This window comes from Haliea sp. E1-2-M8, assembly GCF_030649675.1.
In the GTDB taxonomy this organism is placed as follows: Bacteria; Pseudomonadota; Gammaproteobacteria; order Pseudomonadales; family Halieaceae; genus Haliea.
Map to the genome: position 1 here is coordinate 1 of NZ_JAUTDR010000057.1, position 3,860 is coordinate 3,860.

Genomic DNA, 3,860 nt, shown 5'->3' on the forward strand with positions numbered 1-3,860 from the left:
CCGAGCGGGGCCAAGGATGATCCTTCAGATGCTGAGCTCGCCCTGGACCTGGTGTTGCGCCATCCTGAGAGCGAGTTATTGTCAAATCTGGTGTTCAGGGCCTGAATCAAGCGGCGGCCTGGTTTGATTCCGTCACCTCGATTCCATCTCTGAATTTCACTCCGGTGATGACCTGCGCCAGATACTCGAATCCTCGCAGACGCCGCCAATTCTGCTGTGCACACAAGCCCAGCTTGAACATCATATGCAGCATCCCGTCCCGCGTCAGGCAGCCCTTCGATCGTTTGGTGCGATGACGAATGGTCCCGAAGGTCGATTCAATCGGATTGCTCGTCCGTATGCTCTGCCAGTGCTGTGCCGGGAAATCGTAGAATGCCATCAGTTCCTCTCGATCCTTCTGCAGGCACAGCACGGCTTTCGGGTACTTGGCTTCGTACGTCTTGATGAACAGGTCAAACGCTTTCTCGGCGTCCTCCCGCGTGTCGGCCTGCCAGATTTCATGCAAGGCCTGCTTGGCTTTTGGCTGCAGCGACTTCGGCAGGCAGTTCAGCACATTCATCGTTTTATGCATCCAGCACCGTTGGTGCCGCGTTCCCGGATAGACCTCCTCCAGCGCGGCCCAGAAGCCCATGGCTCCATCGCCAACGGCAAGTTGCGGGACGTTCATGCCGCGGGACTTCAGCTTCAGTAGCACCTCTCTCCAGCTCTGCGTTGACTCCCTGACACCGTCTTCAATCGCCAGGAAATGCTTCTCTCCACGCTCGTTCACACCGATAATCACCAAAGCACAGAGCTTGGCTTGCTCCGCCCTGAGGCCACTGTAGACGCCGTCAGCCCAGAGGTATACCCAGCGATCCTTGGCCAGCGGTTCCTCCCGCCAGGCTTGGTATTCTGCCGCCCAAGCCCGCTTCAATCGCGATACGGTGCTGGCGGACAAGCCCCTGGCTTCCGGGCCCACCAGGACTTCCAGGGCCGCGCTCATCTCGCCGGTGGAGACACCTTTGAGGTACAGCCATGGCAACGCAGCTTCCAGCGACTGAGCCTTGCGGACATAGGGCGGCACCAGTGCAGAGCGGAAGGTGACCGGCTCCCCGGTCTTGGCTCGCACCTTGGGGATCCGTACCGTTACCGGGCCGATGCCGGTTTGGATCTCCCGTTCGGGCAGGTGACCATTGCGCACCACGCCGGCCCTGCCGTCGTCCAGCAACCTGCCTGAATGGGTGGCCAGCAACTCCTGAACCTCGGCCTCAATGGCCTGCTGGAGGAGCTGTCGGGCACCAGTGCGCAGCAGTTCGGTCAACAAATCGGTACTCCCTACTCGACCTTCCAGCTCAACAACGTTACTCTTTCCCATGGTGGCGTATCCCTTTGGCTGATTGGTTGTTTGGCGATAACAAATCAACCAGATACGTCGCCTTTTTTCAAACCCTCAAACACCACTTTCGGTTATAACTCTCCTGAGAGGTTCCAGACGCTCACCGCCCAGAGCGCAAGACTCAGGCAGCTTCACTTGCTGGTAGAGCACCGCCGCCAGTTGGTGGCAGATAAAGTCCGCCTGACCAACCGCCTGTGCGCGGCATTGAAGCAGTACTACCCCCAATCGCTGGAGTGGTTTGAGAAGCTGGATACCGTCCTGTTCTGTGAATTCATAAAGCAGTGGCCCACATTGAGAAAGGCCCAAAGCGCTCGCTCCACCACCTTGGTGAGGTTTTTTAACGAAAACCACATGTACAGGCAGAGTGTCCAACAGCGTCGTCTGGACGGGATCCGCAAAGCGATGCCGTTGACCTTGGAGGAGGCTTTAATAGAGCCATTTTCTCTCAAGGCACAGCTCATTGCTGAGCAATTGCGGCTGGTCCTGGCCGCCATACAGCAGTATGGGCAGAAAATATCGGAGCTGGCCTCAGAACATCCAGACTACGAATTATTTGTAAGCCTGCCGGGAGCCGGGGCGTCACTTGCACCACGCTTGCTCGTGGCATTCGGGGAGGAGCGCGAGCGGTTCCAGAGTGCAGGTGAGCTGCAGATGTATACCGGAATTGCACCGGTCACAGAGCGCAGCGGCCAAAAATGCTGGGTGCACTGGCGAACCCAGTGCCCCCGCTTCCTGAGACAGACGATTGTAGAGTGGGCCGGTCACAGTATCCGCTACTCCTTCTGGGCAGAGGCGTTTTACCGGCAGCAGCGAAACAAGGGAAGCAACCATCAAGCCGCCGTACGTGCGCTGGCATTCAAATGGCTACGAATACTCTACCGGTGCTGGCAAACCAGGACACAGTATGACGAGTCGAAGTACCTGAAGGCCCTTCAACAGCGTGGCTCGCCACTGGTAGCTGCTGCGGCATGAAATCGTTGACTGAACACCTCAGGGAATGAGACGCCGTTCAAACGAATATCAAAACAGCCGCGGTGCAACTGACGGTGATGGAATCGACACAGTGTCACCAGGTTATCCAGTCGTGTTCCCCCACCCTCGGCCCAGTGCTGAATATGATGGGCATCCACATACTCTGATTCCTGGCAGCCGGGATACTGGCAGACGCCGTCCCGCTCGCGCAGGGCGCGTCGAATATGCTCCGGCACAATCCGCGACTTTCTACCCACGTTCAGCACCTTCCCCGCCTCATCCTCCAGCACCGTGACCAGGGACGCATCGCAACTCAATCGCCGCGCGGTGGAGGGCGACAGCCACGGTTTATCCTCGAAGTGCGCCCGCCCATGTGTGCAACACACCCCCGAGCGCTGTTCGCGCAGGGTGTTGATGTCCACGTGCATCACAACCTGGCATCGCTCCGCCCCCTTCAAGCCCTGCAGGCCCTTATAGTCCGGCCCCGAGGCCAGAAAGTGCTCCACCATGGCCACCAGCGCATCGGCTCGCACCTGGTTCATGTGCTGCGAAAAAATCTCCGCGGAGATTTTTTCCTCCACCCGCGCGTAGGCAAGATGATGCGGCAAAGCTTCGTTCACGCTGCTTTCTGCGTTCTCTCCTGCCTTGACCTCATTACGCTGCAGGATTTTCCGCGCCACCGCCTGCATGCGTGCCTTCTGCTTTGCCTTCCACTCTTCCTGGCGCTCCTCTTCCAGCGGCCGGGCCACTGCCTGCAGGGCCTTCATGACCAGCTGCCCCTGTTCCGGCGGGAGCTTGGCATGAATAATCCACATGCCGTCTTCGTCCTGAAACCAGTAAAGTTCGCGGGCCAGCTCGCGCATGGTTTCAGCATCCAGCTCCGGCGAGGGGCCACTCTCTGCTGCTTCGCCCGATTCCCCGGCAGCCGCAACCTCTTCCGGCCCCCACTCCAGCAAGTCCGCCAACCCCGGTTCTGCGACTGGTTCGTACCTGCTCACCAGCTTATCCAGGTGTCCCGCGCTGTTCTGCTGCGCCAGGTGCACCATAAAGCCCTCGTTCTCCGGCGTAGCTACCTGATCGCAGGCCGCACGGGTGATGGCGCGCACCTTGGAATAGGAGATGCCGCCCTCCGAGAAGGCTTCATTGACCTCCGGCAGTGCCTCTAACTGCCGTGCCACCCGGACTTTCTCCCTTGCGGCGCCCAGCGTGATGCCGCAGTGGGCCACCAGCCAGTGGGCACAGGAGCGCATCGTTCCCTGCTCGCGCCAGCCACCGCAGCGATCGAACTCGGCTATCATCCTCAGCAAGCGGTGATTCGCTGCATTCATCTGCGCCGAGAGGAGCGTTATCGCCTGACCCAGCTGCGCCCCGGTCAGCCGCTGAGACCAATCTTCCACAATCGCTGGCATGACCATGAGTAAGCCCCAATGCTGTATGTATAAGGGTCTTCCCCTATTCGGGTGGATCCATAGCCATTTTTCTGCTCTCCCCCTAAAATTCCAGGCTCCTAATT

General features: G+C 59.1%; 3 protein-coding genes. 1 reads left to right on the top strand and 2 read right to left on the bottom strand.

Going from position 1 to position 3,860, the window contains the following annotated elements; all coding sequences use genetic code 11:
* Positions 1 to 106 precede the first annotated feature (106 nt).
* Positions 107 to 1,300 (bottom strand): IS256 family transposase, encoded by a 1,194-nt coding sequence (locus Q6D67_RS21385; RefSeq protein ID WP_304707849.1) that lies wholly within the window; start codon positions 1,298 to 1,300, stop codon positions 107 to 109.
* On the opposite strand from Q6D67_RS21385, the gene Q6D67_RS21390 reads away from it, so the two are divergent.
* The gene (locus Q6D67_RS21390) at positions 1,217 to 2,347 is read left to right on the top strand and encodes a transposase (protein ID WP_304707850.1); all 1,131 of its coding nucleotides are present in this window, start codon (positions 1,217 to 1,219) and stop codon (positions 2,345 to 2,347) included. The two genes, Q6D67_RS21385 and Q6D67_RS21390, sit on opposite strands and share 84 nt — an antisense overlap.
* On the opposite strand, the gene Q6D67_RS21395 is transcribed toward Q6D67_RS21390, so the two are convergent.
* Positions 2,308 to 3,756, bottom strand: a complete 1,449-nt coding sequence (locus Q6D67_RS21395) for an HNH endonuclease signature motif containing protein (protein WP_304707851.1) — start codon at positions 3,754 to 3,756, stop codon at positions 2,308 to 2,310. The genes Q6D67_RS21390 and Q6D67_RS21395 overlap by 40 nt on opposite strands.
* Positions 3,757 to 3,860: the final 104 nt, after the last annotated feature.